We start from the raw sequence: 20,777 nt of genomic DNA, 5'->3' as shown, positions 1-20,777 counted from the left end.
AGGAGCGAACGACATGAAGAAAATACTTCTTGCTGTCTTCGGTATCCTGGCACTGGCCTTTGCCACGCTCACGCCGGCATTCGCCCAGTCCAAGGGCACCGTCTACTACCTGGTGCCGACATTGCTCGACGAATTCCAGACCGGCTCGGTGAGCGCTCTGGAGATGTTCCTGAAGCAGGTCGGCTACGAGATGAAGACGCTGAACGCCGATAACAAGACCGACGCTCAGCAGTCGCAAATGAACGACGTCATCGCGCTCAAGCCGTCGGCGATCATTCTCGCTGCCGTCGATTTCAATGCGTTGAAGCCGTCTATCGAGGCCGCCCGCGCCGCCGGCATCCCGGTGGTCGAGTTCGATCGCCAGATCACCTCGACACCGTCCGACTTCACTTCGGTGGCGGGAACGGTCGAGATCGGCCAGATTGCCGCCGATCAGGCCGAGAAGCTCTTGAAGGCGAAGCACGGATCGGTGAAAGGCAAGATCCTCCAGGTGCTCGGCGATCCTGGCGACCCCTACACGCTCGACATCCAGAAGGGTTTCGAGGAGAAGATGAAGGCGTTCCCGGACGTCAAGATCATCTCGGTTCCGGCCATGCAATGGGCGGCGGATGCAGCCGGGACCATCGTCAACGACCAGATACTCGCCAACCCTGATATCGACCTGATCTTCAGCCATGCGGCGCACCTCTCGGTCGCCGCCGTCGCCTCGCTCGAGGCCGCCGGCAAGAAGCCGGGCGACGTCATGCTGATGAGCTCGAACGGTGCGCCGGTCGGCCTCGACCTGATCCGCAAGGGTTGGCTCAACGTCGAAGTCGAGCAGCCGCTCTACGCTCAGGCCGCCGCCGTCGCCATGTTCATGGACAAGGTCGTCAACAAGCAGGAGATCAAGCCGGGCGAATACGACGTGCTCGGCCTGAAGTCGACCGTGACCATTGAAGCCTGGGGACCGAACATCAAGATCCCCGGCGCTGCGATCACCAAGGAAAACGTCGACAACCCGGCCTTCTGGGGCAATCTGAAGCCGCCCTCGGGCACCGTAAAGCCGGTCGAATAGCAAAGTCGCCTAGGGCTTCGGGCCACGCTGGCCCGGAGCTCAACCGGCGCGTTCGAACGGACGCGCAAGGAAGCTGCAGCAATTTTCAATCCGCGCATGATCCCTTTCCGAGAATCGATGCGCAAGACGGATCAGCACATGAATCCTCGCACGCGCCACGCCCTCGAGTTCGTCCTCGACAACCTCGTCTGGTTCATGCTGGTCTTCGTGCTGGTGGTCTTCTCCATCTCCATTCCGAACTATTTCCAGCTCGGCATCTTCGCCAACATCATAGAGGCGTCGAGCGTGCTTGGCGTCATGTCGATCGGCCTGGCGCTGGTCATCATCACCGGACACATGGACCTGTCGGTCGAATCCGTGGCGGCGCTCAGTGCGATGGCGGTCGGCATCCTGTTCTGCTCGGCGGGCATCGGCCTTGGCGTTCAATTGCATCCGGAATGGCTGATGGTTCCGGTTTCGCTGTTTATTGCCCTTGCTGTCGGCGGCACCATCGGCGTTATCAACGGCTACCTGGTCGTCAAGGTGAAGATGAGTGCTTTCATCATCACGCTGGCGTCCTACATCTGGGTGCGCGGCCTCGTGCTGGTTATTTCCGGCGGCCGCTCCGCACAGGATCTTGCGCCGGCAATCCGCTGGTTCGGCATTCAGCGCCTCCTTGGCCTGCCCCTCACCGCCTGGATCGCGATTGCGTGTTTCGTGGTCTTCTCGCTGATCATGGCCAAGACCCCCTTCGGCAGGCATCTCGTCATGATCGGCGGCAACGAGACCGCAACCTTCCGCGCCGGCATCCGCGTCAACCGCAACCTCGTCATCGCCTTCGTTCTCGCTGGCGCCATCGCCGGCCTTGCCGGCTGGCTGCTGGCGATCCGCACCTCCGGCGCCACCGCCAATCTCGGCGTCGGCCTGCTGTTCAACGCGTTCGCCGCCGTCGTCATCGGCGGTGTCAGCCTGAAGGGCGGCGTCGGCACCCTGCCCGGCGTCTATGCTGGCGTGCTTTTGCTGTCGGCCATCAACACAGCGATCAACCTCATGGGCCTCCCGGCCAACTTCACCCAGGTGATCCACGGCCTGCTGGTGCTTGCCGCCGTGCTGCTCGACGCTTTCAAGCAAACCATCCGCCAGAGGCTGGCATGACCGGGCGTCCAGAGATCGGAAGACTTCCGGACAAGGTCGCGCTGATCGTCGGCAGTGCGCGCGGCATCGGCAAGGGCATCGCACAGCGCTTTGCCGAAGAGGGCGCGAAGCTGGTCCTGGCCGATACCGAGGTGGAGGCCGGGCAAGCGGCCGCGGACGAGCTCCGCGCTGCCTTCATCCGCACGGACATCTCGCAGATGGCCGATGCGGAGGCCGCCGTTGCGCTGGCGCTCGAACGTCACGGCCGTCTCGACATCATGGTCCAGAATGCCGGCATCTATCCGTGGCAGTTGCTGGAAAACACCAGTCCGGAGGACTGGGACCGTGTCATGGCGGTCAATTTGCGCGGCACCTTCAATGCCGCCCGTGCCGCACTCGTTCCGATGAAGGCGCAGCACTTTGGCCGCATGCTGTTCACCTCCTCCATCACCGGCCCGCACGTCACCAGCCCTGGTCACGGCCACTATTCGGCGACCAAGGCCGGCATCAACGGTCTGATCCGTTCGGCCGCTCTCGAATTCTCGGCCTATGGCATCACCGTCAACGGCGTCGAGCCCGGCAATATCCTCACCGAAGCAATCCAGCTGCATCGCGGCGCCGCCTATATAAAGAACATGGAGGACTCCATACCGCTCGGACGCCTCGGCAGCCCGCGCGACGTGGCCAATGCATTCCTGTTCCTGGCTTCGGACGACGCCAGCTACATCACCGGCACGACCATCATCGTCGACGGCGGGCAGCTGCTGCCCGAAGGCAAGGATTTCCGGCTCCTTCCGCCATGATCTTTCGGCGCCGGTTTTCGCCGGACGTGCGGCGGCGCGCCCGATAAAACTCGATTCGCTACCAATACTTCAACATCGGTTTACCCGAAGTTGGTAACAGCAACGACGCTCGTTTTCATGATTCAAGCAAAAGGGCCTACCTTGCCGCAGCATTACAGCTCTGCTTTCGGCCACCGGAGCGATTGCAACTGGTCGAGATTGCACCGCTACGAACACCCGACGTTCGCCGCGATGGCCGATGGGAAGCCTGGCGTTGCCATGGTCTGGAAACACGATGGACGGGACTCCAGTGCCGGGAGCCGGGCTTGAGCGTCATTCGCGCCCTCGAAGGTGCCGATCTTCCGGCAGTCGCAGGCATGTTTCAACGCGTGCTGCGCAAAGAGCGGACCGAAGCATCGGCCTCGCTCATCGACTATATGGGACGGTTTTATCTGGAGGCGCCCGGTTGCGGAGGCGAGCTCCGCTCACTTGTCCATGTCAACGACGCCGGCCGCATCTCCGGATTTGTCGGCGTTCACATATTGCCGATGCAATTCAACGGCCGACAATTACGCGCCGCCATCTGCAGCTCGCTCATGGTCGAGGATCATGAGCGCGACCCGATGGCCGGCGCTCGCTTGTTGAAAGCTTACCTGGATGGTCCGCAGGACATCTCCTTCAGCGAGACGGCCAATGATATTTCCACCAAGTTGTGGACCCGGCTGCGCGGCGTGGTCCTGCCGCAATACAGCCTTGACTGGGTACGCGTAATGCGACCGTCGGGCTTTATCATCGGCCTTTCCGCCAGTCGCATGAAGCTTGCCCGAATGCTCAATCCGTTGGCGCATGCCGTCGACCGACTTTATTGCAGGCGAATGAAGTCCAGCGAACGACGCTGGTCCGGTGTGGCGGCGGACGGGGCAGGCCATGGCGCCTTTCGGACGTGCGAAATCGACAGCGGCACATTTGCCAAGCTCGTCGAACCGTTGACCGCCCAGTTCGCCCTGCGCCCGGCGTGGGCGGAAGGCCAGCTTGATCATATCCTGATTGATGCGGCACAAAAGCCGGAGCTGGGCGAGCTTGTCTATGTTTCCGTGGCATCGCCAGTCGGCAGCAATGTCGGCGCATTCGCCTATCACGCGCGGGCGGGTGAAATCGGTCGCGTGCTGCAGATCCTCGCCCTCCCCGGCCAGGCTGGTTCGGTGATCGACTGCCTGATCGATCATGCCGCCGTACGCGGCGTCAGCGGCCTGCGCGGACGCATTCAACCCGCACTTCTGGAAGCAATGCTTGGGCGACGCATAGCTTTCCTGACCGTTGCCTCGACCGTGGTGCATTCACGCGATCCAGAGCTTTTGGATGCGATGAAGAACTCGCAAGCTTTCCTGAACGGGCTTGCGGGCGAGCAGTGGAGCCGGCTGATCGGCGGCCGCTTCACCTGAAGCATTCAGTCGTGCGGGAGCGAAGTTATGGTAGTGTCTCAATTTGAATACCGGCTCATCGACCCGTTGCGGACCTTAAATGGCTATGGTCGTCGGGGGCGCGCTGGCGGCATTGGCTCTGCTCCACAAACCTGCGAACGCAGATACCCGACCTGAGCTGCTAAAAGTTCCGGCCAATTTGCCGAATCGAAACCATGAACCCATGAGCAAGCGGCTTCACGCCCATGAACCTGCTCCATCAAGCAAAAATATGCGGTGTCCCGCCAAGACCCACACAGCCCTTTGTTGCCGTCCATTACAGCAAGCGCCGACGGCCAAGTGAACCATCTTGCGATCCACTCGCCGACTTTGCCGTCGATATCATCGATACACTGGACGATGAAGGCGTCCAAATCTTGTTCATTCGCAACCCAGAACGCGCCTCGACTTCTAGCTGAAAAATCGCCGTCAATTTCATTGAATGAAGCCCTGAGAAAGGCAGGTAAGGGTCGGGCAGATTCTTGGAAAGTGCTATTATACCAACGGATAAATTCCTTAAATGTATTCAAAAATTCTTTCCACTTAAGCACAACCACAGCCGAACAATCATAGTCTCCATATCGGCGCTCGGCATGGAAATCGATCTCGATGATGAAATCAGTCTGATTACCGGCCGGCGCGATCACAAGTTTGGTGCTGTCCAGCCTGAACCATTTCTCCCCCAAGCGCGCATGGAGTGCCTCCACAACCTTCTTTCGGATGGTTTTTGAGTCCAGCATACTGAGCAAAGCCTTGTCTGCGGTTAGCGCAACTAAACTCGGCGGGGCATATCTAAATGCCTACAATGGCGCTACTTGCTCGTACCCATCGACAAGACGAATGGCAACATTCCACCCACAACCGAAATTCAAACAGAGACACTACCGAGGTTATTGGCTGATCGTTGGAGGCCTTTGCCTTCGCTCAGTGGGAACGTCGCTAAGCGGCGAGACATGACACTGGTGGCGGCGCAAGGCGGTGGCTGACGAGCTCCCGGCCCGGACTGTCAGGAGCTTCTTGACTATGCCAAAGGCGGTCACGAATGCCCTGCGATATGTTCGACAAGGCGAGGTGCTTCCTCGGCGATCACCAAGATGATGCCTGACTTGCGTGTGGAGGCGAAGTCCAGCCCTGCGAAGTAAAGGCCCGGCAGGGCGGCCACGCCATCCGCGTGAACAGGCTGTCCCGCGTTGTCGAGCGCACCGGGAAGCCTCATCCAACTGAAATCGCCCTTAAAGCCCGTGCACCACACCACGCTCGTTACGCCGGAGCGGGAGAGATCGAGCGAACCGATCGTCGGGTTCGGCTGACGCATCGCGACCGTCTCCGCCGGGTCGGACTCCGCAACGGGTGCATCGATCCCCATGCGGCTGATATAGTCGTCGACATGGCGTTTGACATTCTCGGAGGCTTCATCCGCAAAGCGGGCATTCGCTTCGAGATCGTCGGCAAACGAGAGGCTGCCGCCATCCTCGATGCCGGTGAGACGCCCAAGCAGCACGACACCCTGGGCGCTCAGCGCCTGAAGGCTTATCGTATGCATCGACCCGAGCACGCCACGCGGCGGGATGCGTCCCGCAAGTCGAATGACTTCCTCCCGGCGCACGTCGAGAAACCCGCTTTCGAGCAGCCAGACCATGATGTCGCGGCCTCGGTAGCGCCGTGGGAGCCGTCCGACACGACTGGTCGCAAGGAAGACCGTTCGACCCGCGTCCGCCAATTCCTCCGCGATCTGAGCACCAGATTGGCCGCTTCCGACCACCAGCACCGTTCCATCGGGCAGATCGGCAGCGCTGCGGTAGCCGGAAGCGTCGATCTGGCGGAGAGCTGGCGACAACGCGGCGGCCCAGACCGGGCGCACCGGACAATTCAGGCTGCCGCTTGCGACGATCACATTGCGCGCCCAAAGCGTGCCGTGTGAGGTGGTCAGCCGATAGGCACCATTCTCGTGCGTGAGTTCGCTTACCGCAGTATCCGGTTCGATCGGCAGCGCGTTGCGCCCGGCGAAATCCTCAAGGAGAGTGACGAACTGATCGCGCGTCAGGGCACCATCCGGATCCGGACCGTCATAGCAATCGCCCGGCATGACGGTCTGCACGTTGGGAGTATTCATCCGAAATAAATCCCACCGCTGTGTGCGCCAGGTCTCTCCTATGCGGCCCCGCTCCAATACGCTGTGGCGCAGGCCCCGTCGCGCCAGCCAATAGCTGACACCCAGGCCTGCCCAGCCGGCCCCGATGACGACAGCATCGAGAACATCGCCGCCATCGGTCATTTGCTGCGGTGATCTCATAATCGCCCCCGGCAATCTCGCCGCGCAGCATTAAGCCTTGTCCACGGCAACTAGTCCAGCACCGCCGATTTCCGTCCGACTGACCTACCGCATTCCGGTTCGCCAGCCTCTCGCCAGACCGAAAGGCGAACCCGAGAACCTCCAACGTAGTCTCCATCGAGAACGCCCTTTGCTCGTCCACTAGCCGATCACAGATCAAGACGGACAGGGCAATGTGGGGGCGGAACATCGGTCACCCTGAAGCGCTCGCCGTGGCTAGGTTGGAGAGGCAGGTCAGGTATCGACTTCCTCGACCTCATCAACAAGTTGCGGACGCAGGTGCAGATAGCGCGTCGCCTTGCGCTTGGCGGCGATGTCGGTCCAGACGCGTTCAACTTGCGAGGCAGTCAATCCCGCCGCCTGCCCCACCACTTCGGCGGCCACGCCGTTGTTGAGGCCGCAAAGGCAAAGATCCATGCGGTCATAGGGAAGCGAGAAGTAGAACTCCTCCTGCGTCTGTGCCAGCGAATAGGTATCGGTGGTCGGCGGCCGGTTGCGGATTTCCTCGGGAACGCCGAGATAGGCCGCCAGCGCATAGACCTGCGTCTTATAGAGGTGGGCGATCGGCTTGACGTCCGCCGCGCCGTCACCGTTCTTGACGAAGAAGCCCTGATCGTATTCCAGCCGGTTGGGCGTTCCAAGAACGGCGAAGTTCAGGCGGTCGGCATGAAAATATTCGATCTGTTTGCGGGTGCGCTGCTTCATGTTGGTTGCGGCGACGATACCGAGATAGACCGGCAGCGGCATTCTTATTTTGGTCTGCTTGCCCTTGGGGTCCTGCACCACCAGCGACGAAATATTGTAGCCCTCGCCCTCGAGGGCGTTCGCAATCACGATCTTCGAGGCCCAGCCTTCGCCGTATTCCGGGACCAATTGGCGGATGAAAGCGTCGCGACGCTGGTAGCAGCCCATCGCACCCAGGGCCGGCCCGATATCCTCTGCGATAGCCTCTACACCGAAAGTGTCGGCGACAAGCCGACCGAGCCGTAGGCTTTCCGGATCGGAATCGTTTTCCGGCATGAAGAGGCAAAGTACATTCTGGCCGCCGATGGCCCGCGCGGCCAAGGCGACCGAAACGCTGGAATCGATCCCGCCGGAAAGACCGAGCACGAGGCCGCGCTTTCGAATGCCGCGCAACTGGTTGCGCAAGGCCGTCACGATCCTGTCCGTTTCGACGGCGGGGTCGATCGCCAGAGCCTGCGCCAGAAAGGTCTGCGCGTCCTGGGTCGGGCGAACACTCACTGCGCGGCCTCCATCATCTCTGCCGCAAGCCGACGGCTGACCTTGCCCGTATCCGTCTTCGGCAGTTCCCGGCGGAACTCGATGACCTTGGGGACCATGAAGTCCTCAAGGTGACGTGCGCAGTGGCGCATGACATCTTTTTCGCTGAGCGTCGGGTCCGAGCGTACGACGAATGCGCCGATCGCATGCCCGAGCACCGGATCCGGCACGCCGACGACAACGGCTTCAGCGACGCCGGGATGGGCGTGAAGCACGGCTTCCACTTCCTTCGGGGCCACCTTCTCTCCCCGCGTCTTTATGATGTCGTCCTTGCGGCCGACGAAATAGAGAAAGCCGTCCTCATCGGTCCTGAACAGGTCACCGGTGTAGAGAACCTTCTCCCAAGGATCCGGGCCCGCTCTGAGCACTCGTTCCGTCGCAGCTTCGTTTCGCCAATAGCCCTGCATGACGTGCGGTCCGCGAATGACCAGTTCACCCGCTACGCCTGGCGGCACGCGTTGCCCGTGGTCGTCGACGACAAAGGCTTCGGTGTTCGGGATGGCTATGCCGACCGACCCCGGCCGGCGATCGAGCTCCTCAGGCGGCAGGTAGGTGCAGCGCTTGCATTCCGTCAGGCCATACATCGAATACAGCCTGACACCGGGAAAAAGGAACCGCAGACGTTCTATATGAGCCGGCGGCAAGGCAGCCGCCGTGTTGGAAATATAACGAACGCTGGGCAGGAAGCCCGGAGCCAAGTCACGCATCTGCAGGATCATCGCTGCCATCGTCGGCACAAGCGGAAAACCGGTGGCGCCTTCCTCGCGGATACGCTCAAAGATCGCTTGAGGAAAGGCGAAGGACTTCTCGAGCACGAGCGTGGCGCCGAGCCTGACGGCCATCAGCAACTGATAGAGGCCATAGTCGAAAGAGAGTGGAAGGACATTCAGAATGATGTCATCGGGCGTGTTACGCAGATAGGTGGTGATGGAGTCCGCTGCCGCGTCGCAATTGCGGTGCGTCATCATCACGCCCTTGGGCCGGCCCGTTGAGCCTGAGGTGTAGATCAACATCGCAAGATCGACGTCAATGCCGCGGTGGTCTATCTCTCTGGCTTCGAGCGTCAGGCAGTCCGCCAGGGACGCAGCCCCTGCCGGGCATTGGCCATCGGCACCAGCGGTGGAAGTCACGAAGATGCCTGTGCCGTGCGATCCGCACGCTTCAGTGACCACGGGCATCAGTTTTGCTTGCGTGAGGATCGCCGCAGCGTCGCAATCGGCAATGATGTAGGCAAGCTTGTCGGCTTTGGTGGATGGGTTGACCGGACTGAAGGTCGCCCCTGCCTTGAGGACAGCGAAAATCGAAACCGCAGCCTCCCAGCAATTGTCCATGAAAACGACGACACGGTCATCGCGCCTGACGCCGTTCAGGAAGAGGGCTGCGGCAAGGCGGCTCGAAAGATCGTCCAGTTCTTCGTAGCGCAGCCTCTTGTGCTCGGTGATCAATGCCGTTTTGGCGGGATGGGCAGCGGCCTTTGCGGCCAGAAAATGTTCGATCCGCACGGACGCTCCTCGCCGATCGCGCCTAGACTACCGGCGTTCCCGCTTTCGCCTTGATGAAGGACGAAATACGGTCAACCGAATCCAGGTTGGCCGGTACAATGTCGGAATCGACCATCACAATACCGAAATTGTCCTCAATGAAGGCCACGAGTTCCACCACGGCGGTCGAGTCGATGATGTCGTTCTCGATCAGCGAGGCTGTATCTGCAAGTTCGTACGACGTGTCGCCAAACAAGAAGTTGTCAACGATAAACGCTCTGACCTTGTCCTTGATTGTTATCATCATTTTTTCCTTCCCTGGATTTCTCAGGCCGCTCGTGCTGCGCTGACTTCTTGGCTGGTGAAATTCTTCTGCCACAGTTGCGTCGATAGGATGCCGACGAAGGCCGCGTTGTCGCGGAACCCGGACGCTGGCTGCGTGCGGCATTTCTCATGAAGGTTCGCCACCGCCTTGGCGTTGAACAGTCCGCCGGCAGCGATGCTCGCTTCACTCAGCAAGTCGCGTACATAATCCAGTTCTCCGGCTCCAACAAAGGAGCTGGCGTCCGGGGCCCGGTAAGGCTGTTTGGTGCGCTCCCGGATCGCGCTGGGAAGCAGGTGCTTGGCTGCCCTGCGCAGTATGTGCTTTTCGACCAATCCCTTCAGCTTCATTTCCGGCGGAAGTCTCCCTGCGAACTCCACCAAACGAGGATCGAGGAAAGGGAAACGTCCTTCGATACCATGCGCCATGGCCATCCGATCGCCTTGGCTGGACAGGATATAGCCGGGCAGGAGGAAGCGGGTTTCGAGATATTGCGCCTGATGCAGCGGGTGCCACAGGGAAAATGCTTGGGGCAACCGGCTGACCAGGTCCTCGGCCGCATCATAGCCCTTCAACGTCGCACGCAGGTCGCCGGAAAAGAAAATCTTCGCCGCCGCCGTGGTCTTGAAGCGCGTCCGATGCGAGAACAGCGGATCATCGAGCGCAGTGTTGCCGGCGCCGAAGAAAGCAGCCAGGTACTCCACGGACTGCTGCTGCAGACCCGGCAGATAGGGATACAGCCTGCGGAACAGCTGCGGCCTCATGCGCGATGCCGGCTGCCGTCCGCAGAACCGCCGAACACGCGCTTCCCTAAAGACATCGTACCCAGCGAAGACCTCGTCGGCGCCCTCGCCAGTCAGCACCACTTTCAGGCCGGCCTGGCGAACAAGGCCGGACAACTGGTAGAGAGGTGCCGGTGCGGTGCGGATGATCGGCCGCTCGGCAAAGCGGATGACTTCGGGGAAGACACCGGCGATATCGCCGGCACGGCAGGCAATGGTTCGATGATGGGTGCCAAGTGCTGAAGCCATCTCGGTCTGGAAGGCGCTTTCGTCGTGCTCGGCGCTGTCGAACGTGACGGAAAATGTCTGCAGTTTGAGAGGGGTCATACCGGCGGCAAGCGCCGAAACAAGGGATGAATCGAGCCCGCCCGAAAGATAAGAACCGACCGGCACGTCGGCGCGCATGCGAAGCCTCACCGCATCGGTCAAAAGCGCCTGCAGTTCCTCGGCCGCATCGTCCTCGTTCGTGAGCTTCGACGGCGCGTCCCGATGCGGATAGTCGAGGTGCCAGTATCGCTTGACCGTGACTTGCCCCGGTGTCGCGATCATCACGCTTGCCGGCTCCAGCTCGTGGATATTGCGGAAAGCCGTGCGGGGAGCGATCGGCGCCCACAGCGTAAAAATCTGGTCGAGTGCTATCGGATCGATCTCGGCCGAGACGCCGGGGACCTTCAGCAGGGCTTTGATCTCCGACGCAAAGTAAAGCACGCCGTCCTTGCTCGTGTAGAACAGCGGCCGGACACCCATCCGGTCTCGGGCAAGCACCATACGCCGACGCCTGTTATCCCATATCGCGAAGGCGAAATCACCGTTCAGAAGCGGCAGGCAGTCTTCGCCCATCTCGTCATACAGGTGCAGGATGACCTCAGTGTCGCTCGACGTGCGGAAGCGCCGGCCCTTGGCTATCAGCCCTTCGCGCAGTTCCAGGTAGTTGAAAATCTCGCCGTTGAACGCAATCGTCAAATTGCCTGACACGTCGGACATCGGCTGCTGGCCATCACCGATCCCGATCACGGACAGCCGCGCATGCCCGAGCCCGGCGTCGGCTGCCACAAATTTCCCTTGCTCATCCGGCCCGCGATGGGCGATCGCAGCGATCATCCGCGCAAGCAAAGCTTCCGCATCCCGGATCGAACCGAAATAGCCCCCGAATCCGCACATTGGTATGACTCATTTATCAGCGATATACGAAACATAACCTCAATAGTTGCCTCAAGCGTTAACCGGATAACTTCGGCTAACACATGGTTAACAATAATTAAACAACAAATGTACTTTTTTAGCTCCATTATCTCGTCGAGATAGAAAAGTGTATTTCAACGCTAAACGCAACTTTGTTCGAGCAACGGCGGCGCAGTCACGTTGCCGCCCATCGCCGGCTCAGTGGGTCCGTCACAGATCGCTTGTTCGCTCGATGGATTTGCAATCCCGAGCCGCCCGCCCTAACCCGACAAAACGTGCGGAAACTAAGAACGATTAGGTTTGCCCCGAAGTCAGCGAGCGCCTGTCGCTCTGCTCACGTGCAACCTTGAAAGCGCTGATAGTCGAATGAACTGGCGAGATGTCCCGGAGGGAACCGAGGGGCATTTCCGCCGGCTCAACTGGAACCCGGAGGAGTCATTCGGGGTTCCCAGTGCTGCCTAACGCCGCCCGGCCCTGATCTGTTCCGCGTTTAGAGCCCACAACAACCCTGAGATCGTGTTTGGTAGCCGGTCCCCATGATACCATTCGGCGGCATGGCCTGTGGTCTATCGCGTTGACCGACTGGGCGCGCCGCCTAGCTTCTAGGCATCGTTGACAGATGGCGCGACACTAGGAACGACGCCAAGACGCGGGCGATCTGCGGCAGTACAACCGCAGGTCGCATTTTTCCAAAAAGAGCCGTAAACATGCTGGGATGGCGGATAAAACAACTGACAGTTTTCACTGCGCTGGCCGTTGGGCTGGGCACTTCTTCCACGACTGCGTTCGATTTGGATGCGGTCGAGCGTCTCAGGTCCAAGCCAATATGCGCAGACTGCGACCTGTCGGGCGCCAGCATGACGGGGAGCTATCTGCCGGGCGCGATTCTGACCAATGCGAACCTAACGGGCGCCGACCTTAAGGAAGCAAACATGAATGGTGCGGACCTTAGCGGTGCGAATCTTTCCGGCGCGGAACTATCTGGCGCCAGCCTGAATTACGCGAATTTGTCAGGCGCGAATCTGTCGAATGCGAACCTGTCGAAGGCGAGCCTTTCTGGCGCAAACCTGTCAAATGCGAGCCTGTCAGGGGCGGTCTTGACTGGCGCAAGCCTAAGGGGCGCGCGCCTTGCGCAAGCGCGGCTGTCGGGCGCAAACCTGGAGGGAGCAAACTTGCATTTGGTACTAAACTTAGACGCGGCGCTGCTTGTGGACGCGAAACTTTGCAACACAACAATGCCAGACGGCCTCATAGATAACAGAGGCTGCTAGTCCCGGCATTTGATGGAGAGGGGATGCCGTTTTTGAATTGCCTCCGAGTTCAATGAACCCGGAAGTTCGTCTTCTGGGCGGAAGTTATTGATTTTATGGTGGGCGATGACGGGCTCGAACCGCCGACATCTTCGGTGTAAACGAAGCGCTCTACCAACTGAGCTAATCGCCCGCTCCGGGCCGGACCTTTAAGCAGTTAGGACGGGGTTCGCAAGGCCAAATGAGCGCACGATGACCTCGCCGCTGGTCGTTTTCGGCAACAAAATTCGCCTTGTCAAAAAACCTTCTCCTGTTTGCTGTTATGCTGTCGCGCTCCGCTTGACACCCGGTGGCTTACGCCTTATCCACCGCCCCAACGACGAACACGGCTGACCGTGCTCGTCTTGCGCGGGTGTAGCTCAGTTGGTTAGAGTGCCGGCCTGTCACGCCGGAGGTCGCGGGTTCGAGCCCCGTCACTCGCGCCATTTTCAATCACTTAGCTGATTGGAAATGAAAAAACTCTGAATGCCGGACCGGCAATTCAGATATTCGGGTCGACCTTGGGCACTCGATAATTTCTAGCGCTTGGTTCGATTTTTAGAGATCCGTTCGATTTGGCTCATCACCGCTTGCGGATCGACGTTGTGAGCTAGCTGGGGCAGTTCGTCATCTGCCGGCGTCGATACCTTCAAACGCTCCGTCAGAGCGGTTTCGATCAGTCGTGTGGTTTCATGTTCGTTGAGCAGGCTGATCTGCAGATTCAGCTCGGTGCGGCGCTCGCTGAGCTCAGCCATTCTGTTCTGGTTGGGACTAGCCATGCCCTTGCGAGGCGCCGGGGTTTTCCCGACAAACTTGCCAACGAGACCAGCCATTTCCGAATTCCTCTCCTGAATTTCCGTCCAGGAACGCGCAAGACTTGCAGTGATTTATTCACCCATTTCGTCGCCACCTCCGTGGAAGAAGGATCGGATTTCCTCCCTGTCGACGCTGTCATCGCCGTTCTCGTCGACGGCGTTGAATATCCGCCCGATGAAATCCTGCACCTCGGTTTGAGAAAGCGCACCATCGCCGTCGGCGTCCACTATGGCGAACATCATTCGCATCCGTGCGCCATGCATCATCCCGCCTCCCATTCGGCGCCCGTCATGCGGACCTCTTCGGAAATCGCGATGCCAACGATCGCCACCTCGTCGTTCTGCTCGGGGGCGGCGATGCTCCTGCATTCTCTCCTCCAGCATCTCGGTCATCATCTCACGCATCATTTGGCGCATGGAGTCTTCGGTTGGCCCGCTTGGCGACGACTCTGAGCCACGATCCTGTGCAGGTGCGGCGGGCGCAGGTGAGCTCGTCTGGGATAGTGCCGGCGAAGCCAGCATAGCCAACGCCGCGGCAACTGCTGTGGTCTTGCTTGCTAGTGTCATTGTATTCTCCTTGGAGAATGGTGGACCGAACGTGTCGGCATCCAAGCCAAACCCGCTGCTCCCCCGCATGGTTCCTGGCGACTTGGTAGATGATCGCAGCATCTTGGTCCTGACGAGCGACGCAATCCGTCGCGCTGCCGCGAATGAACGCAGTCACTAGAGCCTCGACACAGTGACTTTGGCAGATCGGCGATCGGCAGCGAACGTCGATAATTCCCGTCAGTGGCGAATCGCAAGCATGGGAGATGAGCCGAAACACCTCTCCACTTCGTCATCCTAGTGTCTGCGCGCGTCGCTTCGCTCCTTGCTCCCGCCCTGGGATGACGAAGTGGCGGGGTGCTTCGGCTAATCCTAGAAGTTTGCGAGCTGCCACTGAGATCGGCACGCTGACGGGAGCTGCCGATCGACCCCCATCTGTCAAAATCACTGTGCCGAACTACTTGGTTCCTTAATACAAAAGTTTCGACTTTCGGTTTCCTGAGAGTTTCAACTTTTTGTATTTTGTTGCGTTCCAGGCCTGTCATATGCGTTTGAGCATTGGATTTTCCCGAACCCGGTTCCCACTTTGGGTCCGATGCTCTAACGGAGAAGAAGCCTTGGCCCTGAAATCGCTCATCGAATCGCGCCATTTCGACCTCACGATCATGGTCCTGATCCTGATCAACGCCGTCACGCTCGGCCTCGAAACCTCGCCCGATGCGATTGCTGTTTTTGGCCTGCTTCTAACGGCCATCGACCGCGCGATCCTTGGCGTCTTCGTCTTCGAACTCGCGATCCGGGTGGTCGTCTACAGGACGAATTTCTTCCGCGATCCATGGCGCATCTTCGACCTCTTGGTCGTCGGTTTCGCGCTCATTCCAGCGACCGGTTCGCTCTCCGTGCTGCGGGCGCTGCGCATCCTGCGGGTCCTGCGCCTGATCAGCATCGTTCCGTCGCTGCGCCGTGTCGTCACCGGCTTCATCACCGCCTTGCCCGGCATGGGCTCGATCATGCTGTTGCTTGGGCTGGTGTTCTACGTCTTTGCGGTGATGGCGACGAAGCTCTACGGCTCGTCCTTTCCCGAACTGTTCGGCGGCATACCGGAATCGCTCTTCACGCTTTTCCAGGTTATGACTCTCGAAGGTTGGTCGGACGGCGTGGTGCGTCCGGTCATGGAGGTCTATCCGACCGCCTGGCTGTTCTTCATCCCATTCATCTTCGCGACCTCGTTCACCGTGCTCAATCTGTTCATCGGCGTGATTGTTTCGGCGATGGAGGCCGAGCATGAGGCCGTAGAATCGGCCGACAGGGCTACGCTGCACAGCGATCAGGCCATCATCCTCGCGGAGTTACGGGCGCTGCGGGCAGAGGTCCGCGAATTGTCCGGCGTTCGCGGCTAGATCGCCTCCGCGAGCATTGCAAAACATTCCTATCCGTCGGCGGCTTGTGATGGTGTGGTGCCGTGAAAGACCCCGCCGCTCCATTTGCGAAGCGGCGGGGCCCCCCAATCACCCCCCCTTGCCAGGTCAAGATTGCCCCCCGGCATCGCTGACCGTGCAATTGCGGCGCCAGACCCAGTGACCCATTACGGGACACCTGTGCCAATGACGCAAGATGGGTTTTCCGATTTACATTAACTGTGACTAATATGTCACCGTGGTCGGAACGGACTAAAGTCGAGAGCGCCGGCGAGGCTGCGCGGCCTCACCCCTTGACGAGCAATGCCTCGACCTCCTGCAGCGTCGGCATCGACGGCGCCGTGCCGGGCCGGGTGACCGAGATGCCGGCGACGGCGCAGGCGAAGCGGACCGCTTGCAGCGGTTCCACCCCTCTCGCAAGTGCTGCGGCCAGGCCGCCATTGAAGGCGTCGCCTGCTCCGGTGGTCTCGACCACAGGGCCGGCATTGATCGCGCCGACATGGTCGGAGCAGCTGGCCGTGTGCAGCAGCGCGCCTTTTTCACCGAGCGTCACGATGACGGCGCCGACACCCTTCTGGAGCAGACTGTCGGCGGCTCGGCGGGCGTCGTCGATGGACGACACCTTGATGCCGGTCAGTTCCTCGGCCTCGGTCTCATTGGGCGTGACATAGTCGCAAAGCGTGTAGATGCGCTCGGGCAGGCTTGCCGCGGGCGCCGGATTGAGGATGGTCGTTACCCCTGCCCCGTGCGCGATCTCCAGCGCCCGCAGCGCCGCCTCGATCGGCTGTTCGAGCTGGGTGACGAAGACGCCGGCCGAGCGGATCAGGCCGGCGTTAGCCTCGATGTCGTCGGGCGAAATCAGCATGGCCGCACCGGGGCTGACGATGATGGCGTTGTTGCCGGTCGTCTCCTCGACGAAGATATAAGCCGCACCCGTGTAGCTTTCCGGCGTGTCGATGATAGCGCTTTTCACGTCGGCCTGCGCCCAGGTTTGCCTGGCCATGTCGGCAAAGGGATCGACGCCGAGGCGCGTCAGGAAGGTGATGTCGGCGCCGAGCCGGCCGGCCGCAACCGCCTGGTTGGAACCCTTGCCGCCCGGGCCGAGGGTGAAGGATGTGCCAAGGAGCGTCTCGCCCATGCGCGGCTGGCGCGCGGCGCGGTAAGCGGTGTCGGCGACGAAGACCCCCAATATGACGACAGGCTTGCCTGGCATCCCGCTACTCCGCATCCGGCGGCACGACGCCTTTGCGGAAGGCGAAACAGCCATAGAAGCGGCGCTCGCCGGTCTGGATGACGCAATAGGCCTTTTTGGCACGTTCGTAGAAGGCGTAGCGTTCGACCGAAATCATCGGCCAGGCCTTGCCCTCAGCAGCGTCAATCTCTCTTTGCACTTCCGTCTGCACTGCCGGAATCTCGTCCGGCTTGCCGACGATCTCCATGCGGGCGGCCGCGTCGTCGACGAAATTGTCCAGCGGATAGAGCGACAGCACCGCCTTGACCACGTCCGCGGCCGGCGCATCGATGCGCAGCAGCCGGCCGAGCACGGTCTGGCGCGCCACCGAATCGGAGGGGAAGTTGGTGTCGGCGATGATCAAATCGTCGCCATGGCCCATCGCCCGCAGCGCCTGGAGCACGTCGGCATTGAGCAGCGGATTGATCCCTTTAAGCATAGTTCCCTCCCGAACGGGCTTTTTTTGATGCGAAGCCTGGCGCATGATCCCGAAAAAGTGTTGTCGGTTTTCAGGCGCAAATTCAAAGTGTTAAAGACGATGGCCGGTCTCTGAGTCGAAGAGATGGACCTGGTCGAGCCGCGGTTTCAGATGCAGCGTGTCGCCCGGCTTGAAATCGTGGCGCTCACGGAACAGCGCCACCATCTCGCCCTCGCCGAAGCGCAAGAAGACCAGCGTTTCGGAACCGGTCGGCTCGACGACGGAAATCTTCGCCGGCACGCCGTCGGGGTGGATTTCAAGATGCTCGGGCCGTACGCCGTAGACCACCTTGCGCCCATCCTCCACAGCGCTGTTCGCAGCAATCGGAAACGGCGTCCCGGCGATCTCGACGACAGGCTTGTCGCCCTTGCGCACCACGCCCTTGAGCAGGTTCATCGACGGCGAGCCGATGAAGCCGGCGACGAACAGATTGGCCGGCCGGTCGAACAGTTCCAGCGGCGCGCCGACCTGCTCGATGCGGCCGTCGCGCATCACCACGATCTTGTCGGCCATGGTCATGGCCTCGATCTGGTCGTGCGTGACATAGATGGTGGTGGTCTTCAGCCGCTGGTGCAGTTCCTTGATCTCGGTGCGCATCTGGACGCGCAGCTTTGCGTCGAGGTTAGACAGTGGCTCGTCGAACAGGAACACCTGCGGGTTGCGCACGATGGCGCGGCCCATGGCGACGCGCTGGCGCTGGCCGCCCGAGAGCTGGCGCGGATAGCGCTTGAGATAGGGATTGAGGTCGAGGATATCGGCGGCACGCTTGACCCGCTCGGCGACATCAGCCGGGTCGGTCTTCCGCAGCTTCAGCGCAAAGGCCATGTTCTGCTCGACCGTCTTGTGCGGATAGAGCGCGTAGTTCTGGAACACCATGGCGATGTCGCGCTTGGCCGGCGGCAGATGATTGACGACACGGTCGCCGATGGCGATCGTGCCGCCGGAAACGGTCTCCAGCCCCGCCACCATTCTGAGCAGCGTGGACTTGCCGCACCCCGAAGGGCCAACCAGCACCACGAACTGCCCGTCGGCGATGTCGACGCTGACATCGTGCAGGACCTTGACGGTTCCGAACGCCTTGGCCACATTGCTGATCGCGACTTGAGCCATCGGCCCCCCTTTCGTTGCGGTGAAGCTAAACAACGCAAACGGCTAGGGCAAGTCAGTCTTTTATAGATAAAAAACCCCATCCTCGTTGACACGGCACTTGGTTGTGAGAATAGTGAAAGGGCTCGGGTTTTGACCCCTGTTCCGGGCGTGCCGGCACACTAGTTCGGACTACGGAAATCGAAGTGTCGCGGGAGGAAAACTTGGGCCCTATTTCCAGGAGTCGCTGTTGTTGGGGAACACGTCCAGCGCTCCAAACACCCGAAACAATCACCATTGAGATTCTGGGAGGAATGAGATGAAAGTCAGCCTTTACAACCAATTTATGCGCGCGGGAGCCACTCGCCGCGATGTCCTCAAGGGCGCGGCCAGCATGGCCGCGATCGCAGCGGCATCCGGCGCCGGGCTTGGTGCACTGACGCGCCCTGCTTCCGCCGCAGGCGAGCTGCGTGCGCAGATCCTGCAGATCCCCGGTGTCGGTAAGGGCCAGCCGACCGATGCCGACTTCCAGCAGGTCGGCGAGCTCTGCCTGGAGGCGACCAAGGCCAGCGTCAAGGAAGGCGAATTCGCCGGCGTCCAGCTCACCTTCATGGGGCTCAACAACCAGAACCTGCACAATGTGCTGTTTCGCGGCTTCCTGAAGCCGTGGGAGACCTATACCGGCGCCAAGATCAACTGGATCGACCTGGCGCAGGCGGACTACAACGCCCGGCTGCAGCAGTCGATTGCCACCGGCACCGTCGATTTCGACATCATCGAGATGGGCGCGCCGTTTGAAGGCGATGTCTGCGGCAAGGGCCTCACTTCCGAAATGCCGGACTGGGTCAAGGACCAGATCGACATGAAGGACGTCGTGGCCTATCTGCAGCCACCGGTCGGCACCTGGGACGGCAAGCAGTACCGCGTGACCGTCGACGGTGACGCGCACAATTTCAACTACCGCACCGACGTGTTTGCCGATGCCGACCTCGCCAAGGCGTGGCAGGAAGGCGGCGGCGGCGGCGAATGGGGCGTGCCGAAGACCTGGCAGCAGGTGCAGGCGGTGACCAAGTTCCTCAAGGGCAAGCAGTTCCAGGGCCAGGACGTCTTCGGCTATCTCGACGCGCCCAAGGCCTGGGGCGGCTTCGGCTTCTACTTCCTCGGCAGCCGCGCCAGCGCCTATGCCAAGCATCCCGACGATAAGGCCTGGCTGTTCGATGCCGATACGATGAAGCCGCGCATCAACAATCCAGCCTGGGTGCGGGCGATCCAGGACGTGATCGACGCGCTGCCTTCCGAGCCTGCCGATCAGATTAACGCTGACCCGAACACCACCGCCTTCCAGCAGTTCCTGGCCGGCACCGGTTCGATGGTCACCTGGTGGGGCGACGTCGGCTCCAACGTCAAGACCAACGACAGTTCTGTCGTCGGCGACGTCACCGGCTTCTCGATCCTGCCAGGCTCGGACGACGTCTACAATTCCAAGACCGGCCAGTGGGACAAGCTCGCCAGCGGCCCGAACCATGCGCCGAACTGCGCCTATCTCGGCTGGGGCGTCTACGTCATGGCACGGGTCGACAGCGACGAAAAGAAGAAGAAGGCGGCCTGGTCTGCCGCCGCCCATCTCGGCGGCAAGGACCTGTCGCTCTGGTGCGCGGCATATCCGTCCGGCTTCCAGCCCTACCGCAACTCGCATTTCGACATTCCGGAATGGGTGGCGGCCGGTTACGACGAGGCTTTCATCACCTCGTATCTGAAGTCGGAGGCCGACAGCTACAACCATCCGAACGCCGCGATCGAGCCGCGCATCCCCGGCATCTTCCAATATTACAGTGCCGCCGAGGACATCCTGGCCAACACATTTGCCGGCAAGATGACGGCGCAGGAAGGCGCCGACGCCATTGCGGCCGCCTGGGAGAAGCTGACCGACCAGATCGGCCGCGAAAATCAGATCAAGCTCTACAAGGCCTCGCTTGGCATGTAGGCTGAGATTCTAGGAACCGTGGTGCCGCGCCCCGCAGCCCCCCGCCCGCCGCTTGATAGGCCCCCCCGGCATAAAAGCCGTCAGTGAACCGCCGCGCCGCCGGGCGGCCCCGCCGTTTCCCCCCCAAGCCTGGCCCGCCAA

Annotated in this window: 18 protein-coding genes and 2 tRNA genes; 8 read left to right on the top strand and 12 right to left on the bottom strand. The window is 60.9% G+C overall.

Annotation, left to right across the window (positions count from 1 at the left end; genetic code table 11):
- Nucleotides 1-13: 13 nt before the first annotated feature.
- The 4 genes from AC0L14_RS25330 (at nucleotide 14) to AC0L14_RS25315 (ending at nucleotide 4,391) form a co-directional block, all read left to right on the top strand.
- Nucleotides 14-1,054 (top strand): sugar ABC transporter substrate-binding protein, encoded by a 1,041-nt coding sequence (locus tag AC0L14_RS25330; protein WP_473751101.1) that lies wholly within the window; start codon nucleotides 14-16, stop codon nucleotides 1,052-1,054.
- A 138-nt stretch (nucleotides 1,055-1,192) separates the two neighbouring features.
- Nucleotides 1,193-2,188, top strand: a complete 996-nt coding sequence (locus tag AC0L14_RS25325) for an ABC transporter permease (RefSeq protein WP_473751100.1) — start codon at nucleotides 1,193-1,195, stop codon at nucleotides 2,186-2,188.
- Nucleotides 2,185-2,970 carry an SDR family oxidoreductase gene (locus AC0L14_RS25320; RefSeq protein ID WP_473751099.1) on the top strand — a complete coding sequence of 262 codons (786 nt, stop codon included), beginning with the start codon at nucleotides 2,185-2,187 and terminating at the stop codon, nucleotides 2,968-2,970. Before AC0L14_RS25325 ends, AC0L14_RS25320 begins: the two co-directional genes overlap by 4 nt.
- A 305-nt stretch (nucleotides 2,971-3,275) precedes the next feature.
- Nucleotides 3,276-4,391 carry a hypothetical protein gene (locus tag AC0L14_RS25315; protein WP_473751098.1) on the top strand — a complete coding sequence of 372 codons (1,116 nt, stop codon included), beginning with the start codon at nucleotides 3,276-3,278 and terminating at the stop codon, nucleotides 4,389-4,391.
- A gap of 83 nt (nucleotides 4,392-4,474) precedes the next feature.
- On the opposite strand, the gene AC0L14_RS25310 is transcribed toward AC0L14_RS25315, so the two are convergent.
- From AC0L14_RS25310 to asnB, 6 genes are all read right to left on the bottom strand, one after another.
- Nucleotides 4,475-5,158 carry a hypothetical protein gene (locus AC0L14_RS25310; protein WP_473751097.1) on the bottom strand — a complete coding sequence of 228 codons (684 nt, stop codon included), beginning with the start codon at nucleotides 5,156-5,158 and terminating at the stop codon, nucleotides 4,475-4,477.
- Nucleotides 5,159-5,445: 287 nt separating this feature from the next.
- On the bottom strand, nucleotides 5,446-6,684 hold the full coding sequence (locus AC0L14_RS25305; RefSeq protein WP_473751096.1) for a flavin-containing monooxygenase: 1,239 nt from the start codon (nucleotides 6,682-6,684) through the stop codon (nucleotides 5,446-5,448).
- A gap of 291 nt (nucleotides 6,685-6,975) precedes the next feature.
- Nucleotides 6,976-7,983 (bottom strand): NAD(+) synthase, encoded by a 1,008-nt coding sequence (gene nadE, locus AC0L14_RS25300; protein WP_473751095.1) that lies wholly within the window; start codon nucleotides 7,981-7,983, stop codon nucleotides 6,976-6,978.
- Complete coding sequence (locus tag AC0L14_RS25295) at nucleotides 7,980-9,524, bottom strand: class I adenylate-forming enzyme family protein (protein ID WP_473751094.1); 1,545 nt, start codon at nucleotides 9,522-9,524, stop codon at nucleotides 7,980-7,982. The genes nadE and AC0L14_RS25295 overlap by 4 nt, the downstream gene beginning before the upstream one ends.
- A 22-nt stretch (nucleotides 9,525-9,546) precedes the next feature.
- Nucleotides 9,547-9,810 carry an acyl carrier protein gene (locus AC0L14_RS25290; RefSeq protein ID WP_473751093.1) on the bottom strand — a complete coding sequence of 88 codons (264 nt, stop codon included), beginning with the start codon at nucleotides 9,808-9,810 and terminating at the stop codon, nucleotides 9,547-9,549.
- A 20-nt stretch (nucleotides 9,811-9,830) separates the two neighbouring features.
- The gene (gene asnB / locus AC0L14_RS25285) at nucleotides 9,831-11,768 is read right to left on the bottom strand and encodes an asparagine synthase (glutamine-hydrolyzing) (RefSeq protein WP_473751092.1); all 1,938 of its coding nucleotides are present in this window, start codon (nucleotides 11,766-11,768) and stop codon (nucleotides 9,831-9,833) included.
- A 728-nt stretch (nucleotides 11,769-12,496) separates the two neighbouring features.
- Here asnB and AC0L14_RS25280 point away from each other — a divergent pair.
- Nucleotides 12,497-13,060: a pentapeptide repeat-containing protein gene (locus tag AC0L14_RS25280; RefSeq protein ID WP_473751091.1), complete on the top strand. Its 564-nt coding sequence runs from the start codon at nucleotides 12,497-12,499 to the stop codon at nucleotides 13,058-13,060.
- 96 nt (nucleotides 13,061-13,156) lie between these two features.
- Here the strand turns inward: AC0L14_RS25280 and AC0L14_RS25275 are convergent.
- A tRNA-Val gene (locus tag AC0L14_RS25275) sits at nucleotides 13,157-13,232 on the bottom strand.
- Nucleotides 13,233-13,447: 215 nt separating this feature from the next.
- Between AC0L14_RS25275 and AC0L14_RS25270 the strand changes: the two genes are divergently transcribed.
- A tRNA-Asp gene (locus tag AC0L14_RS25270) sits at nucleotides 13,448-13,524 on the top strand.
- A gap of 93 nt (nucleotides 13,525-13,617) precedes the next feature.
- On the opposite strand, the gene AC0L14_RS25265 is transcribed toward AC0L14_RS25270, so the two are convergent.
- Both AC0L14_RS25265 and AC0L14_RS25260 read right to left on the bottom strand, forming a co-directional pair.
- Nucleotides 13,618-13,911 carry a hypothetical protein gene (locus tag AC0L14_RS25265; RefSeq protein ID WP_473488893.1) on the bottom strand — a complete coding sequence of 98 codons (294 nt, stop codon included), beginning with the start codon at nucleotides 13,909-13,911 and terminating at the stop codon, nucleotides 13,618-13,620.
- A gap of 54 nt (nucleotides 13,912-13,965) precedes the next feature.
- The gene (locus AC0L14_RS25260; RefSeq protein WP_473751090.1) at nucleotides 13,966-14,460 is read right to left on the bottom strand and encodes an EF-hand domain-containing protein; all 495 of its coding nucleotides are present in this window, start codon (nucleotides 14,458-14,460) and stop codon (nucleotides 13,966-13,968) included.
- Between the two features lie 596 nt (nucleotides 14,461-15,056).
- On the opposite strand from AC0L14_RS25260, the gene AC0L14_RS25255 reads away from it, so the two are divergent.
- The gene (locus AC0L14_RS25255; protein WP_473751089.1) at nucleotides 15,057-15,839 is read left to right on the top strand and encodes an ion transporter; all 783 of its coding nucleotides are present in this window, start codon (nucleotides 15,057-15,059) and stop codon (nucleotides 15,837-15,839) included.
- 304 nt (nucleotides 15,840-16,143) lie between these two features.
- On the opposite strand, the gene rbsK is transcribed toward AC0L14_RS25255, so the two are convergent.
- From rbsK to AC0L14_RS25240, 3 genes are all read right to left on the bottom strand, one after another.
- On the bottom strand, nucleotides 16,144-17,070 hold the full coding sequence (rbsK, locus tag AC0L14_RS25250) for a ribokinase (RefSeq protein WP_473751088.1): 927 nt from the start codon (nucleotides 17,068-17,070) through the stop codon (nucleotides 16,144-16,146).
- 4 nt (nucleotides 17,071-17,074) lie between these two features.
- The gene (locus AC0L14_RS25245) at nucleotides 17,075-17,527 is read right to left on the bottom strand and encodes an RbsD/FucU family protein (RefSeq protein WP_192364795.1); all 453 of its coding nucleotides are present in this window, start codon (nucleotides 17,525-17,527) and stop codon (nucleotides 17,075-17,077) included.
- Between the two features lie 90 nt (nucleotides 17,528-17,617).
- A complete protein-coding gene (locus tag AC0L14_RS25240) occupies nucleotides 17,618-18,676 on the bottom strand; it encodes an ABC transporter ATP-binding protein (protein WP_473751087.1) in 1,059 nt (352 codons plus the stop codon).
- 295 nt (nucleotides 18,677-18,971) lie between these two features.
- On the opposite strand from AC0L14_RS25240, the gene AC0L14_RS25235 reads away from it, so the two are divergent.
- A complete protein-coding gene (locus AC0L14_RS25235; protein WP_123150057.1) occupies nucleotides 18,972-20,636 on the top strand; it encodes an ABC transporter substrate-binding protein in 1,665 nt (554 codons plus the stop codon).
- The last annotated feature ends 141 nt before the right edge of the window (nucleotides 20,637-20,777 follow it).

The organism is Mesorhizobium sp. WSM4841 (assembly GCF_055811515.1).
The sequence above is the reverse complement of the archived record's forward strand: the minus strand, read 5'-3'. Positions and strand labels throughout refer to the sequence as shown.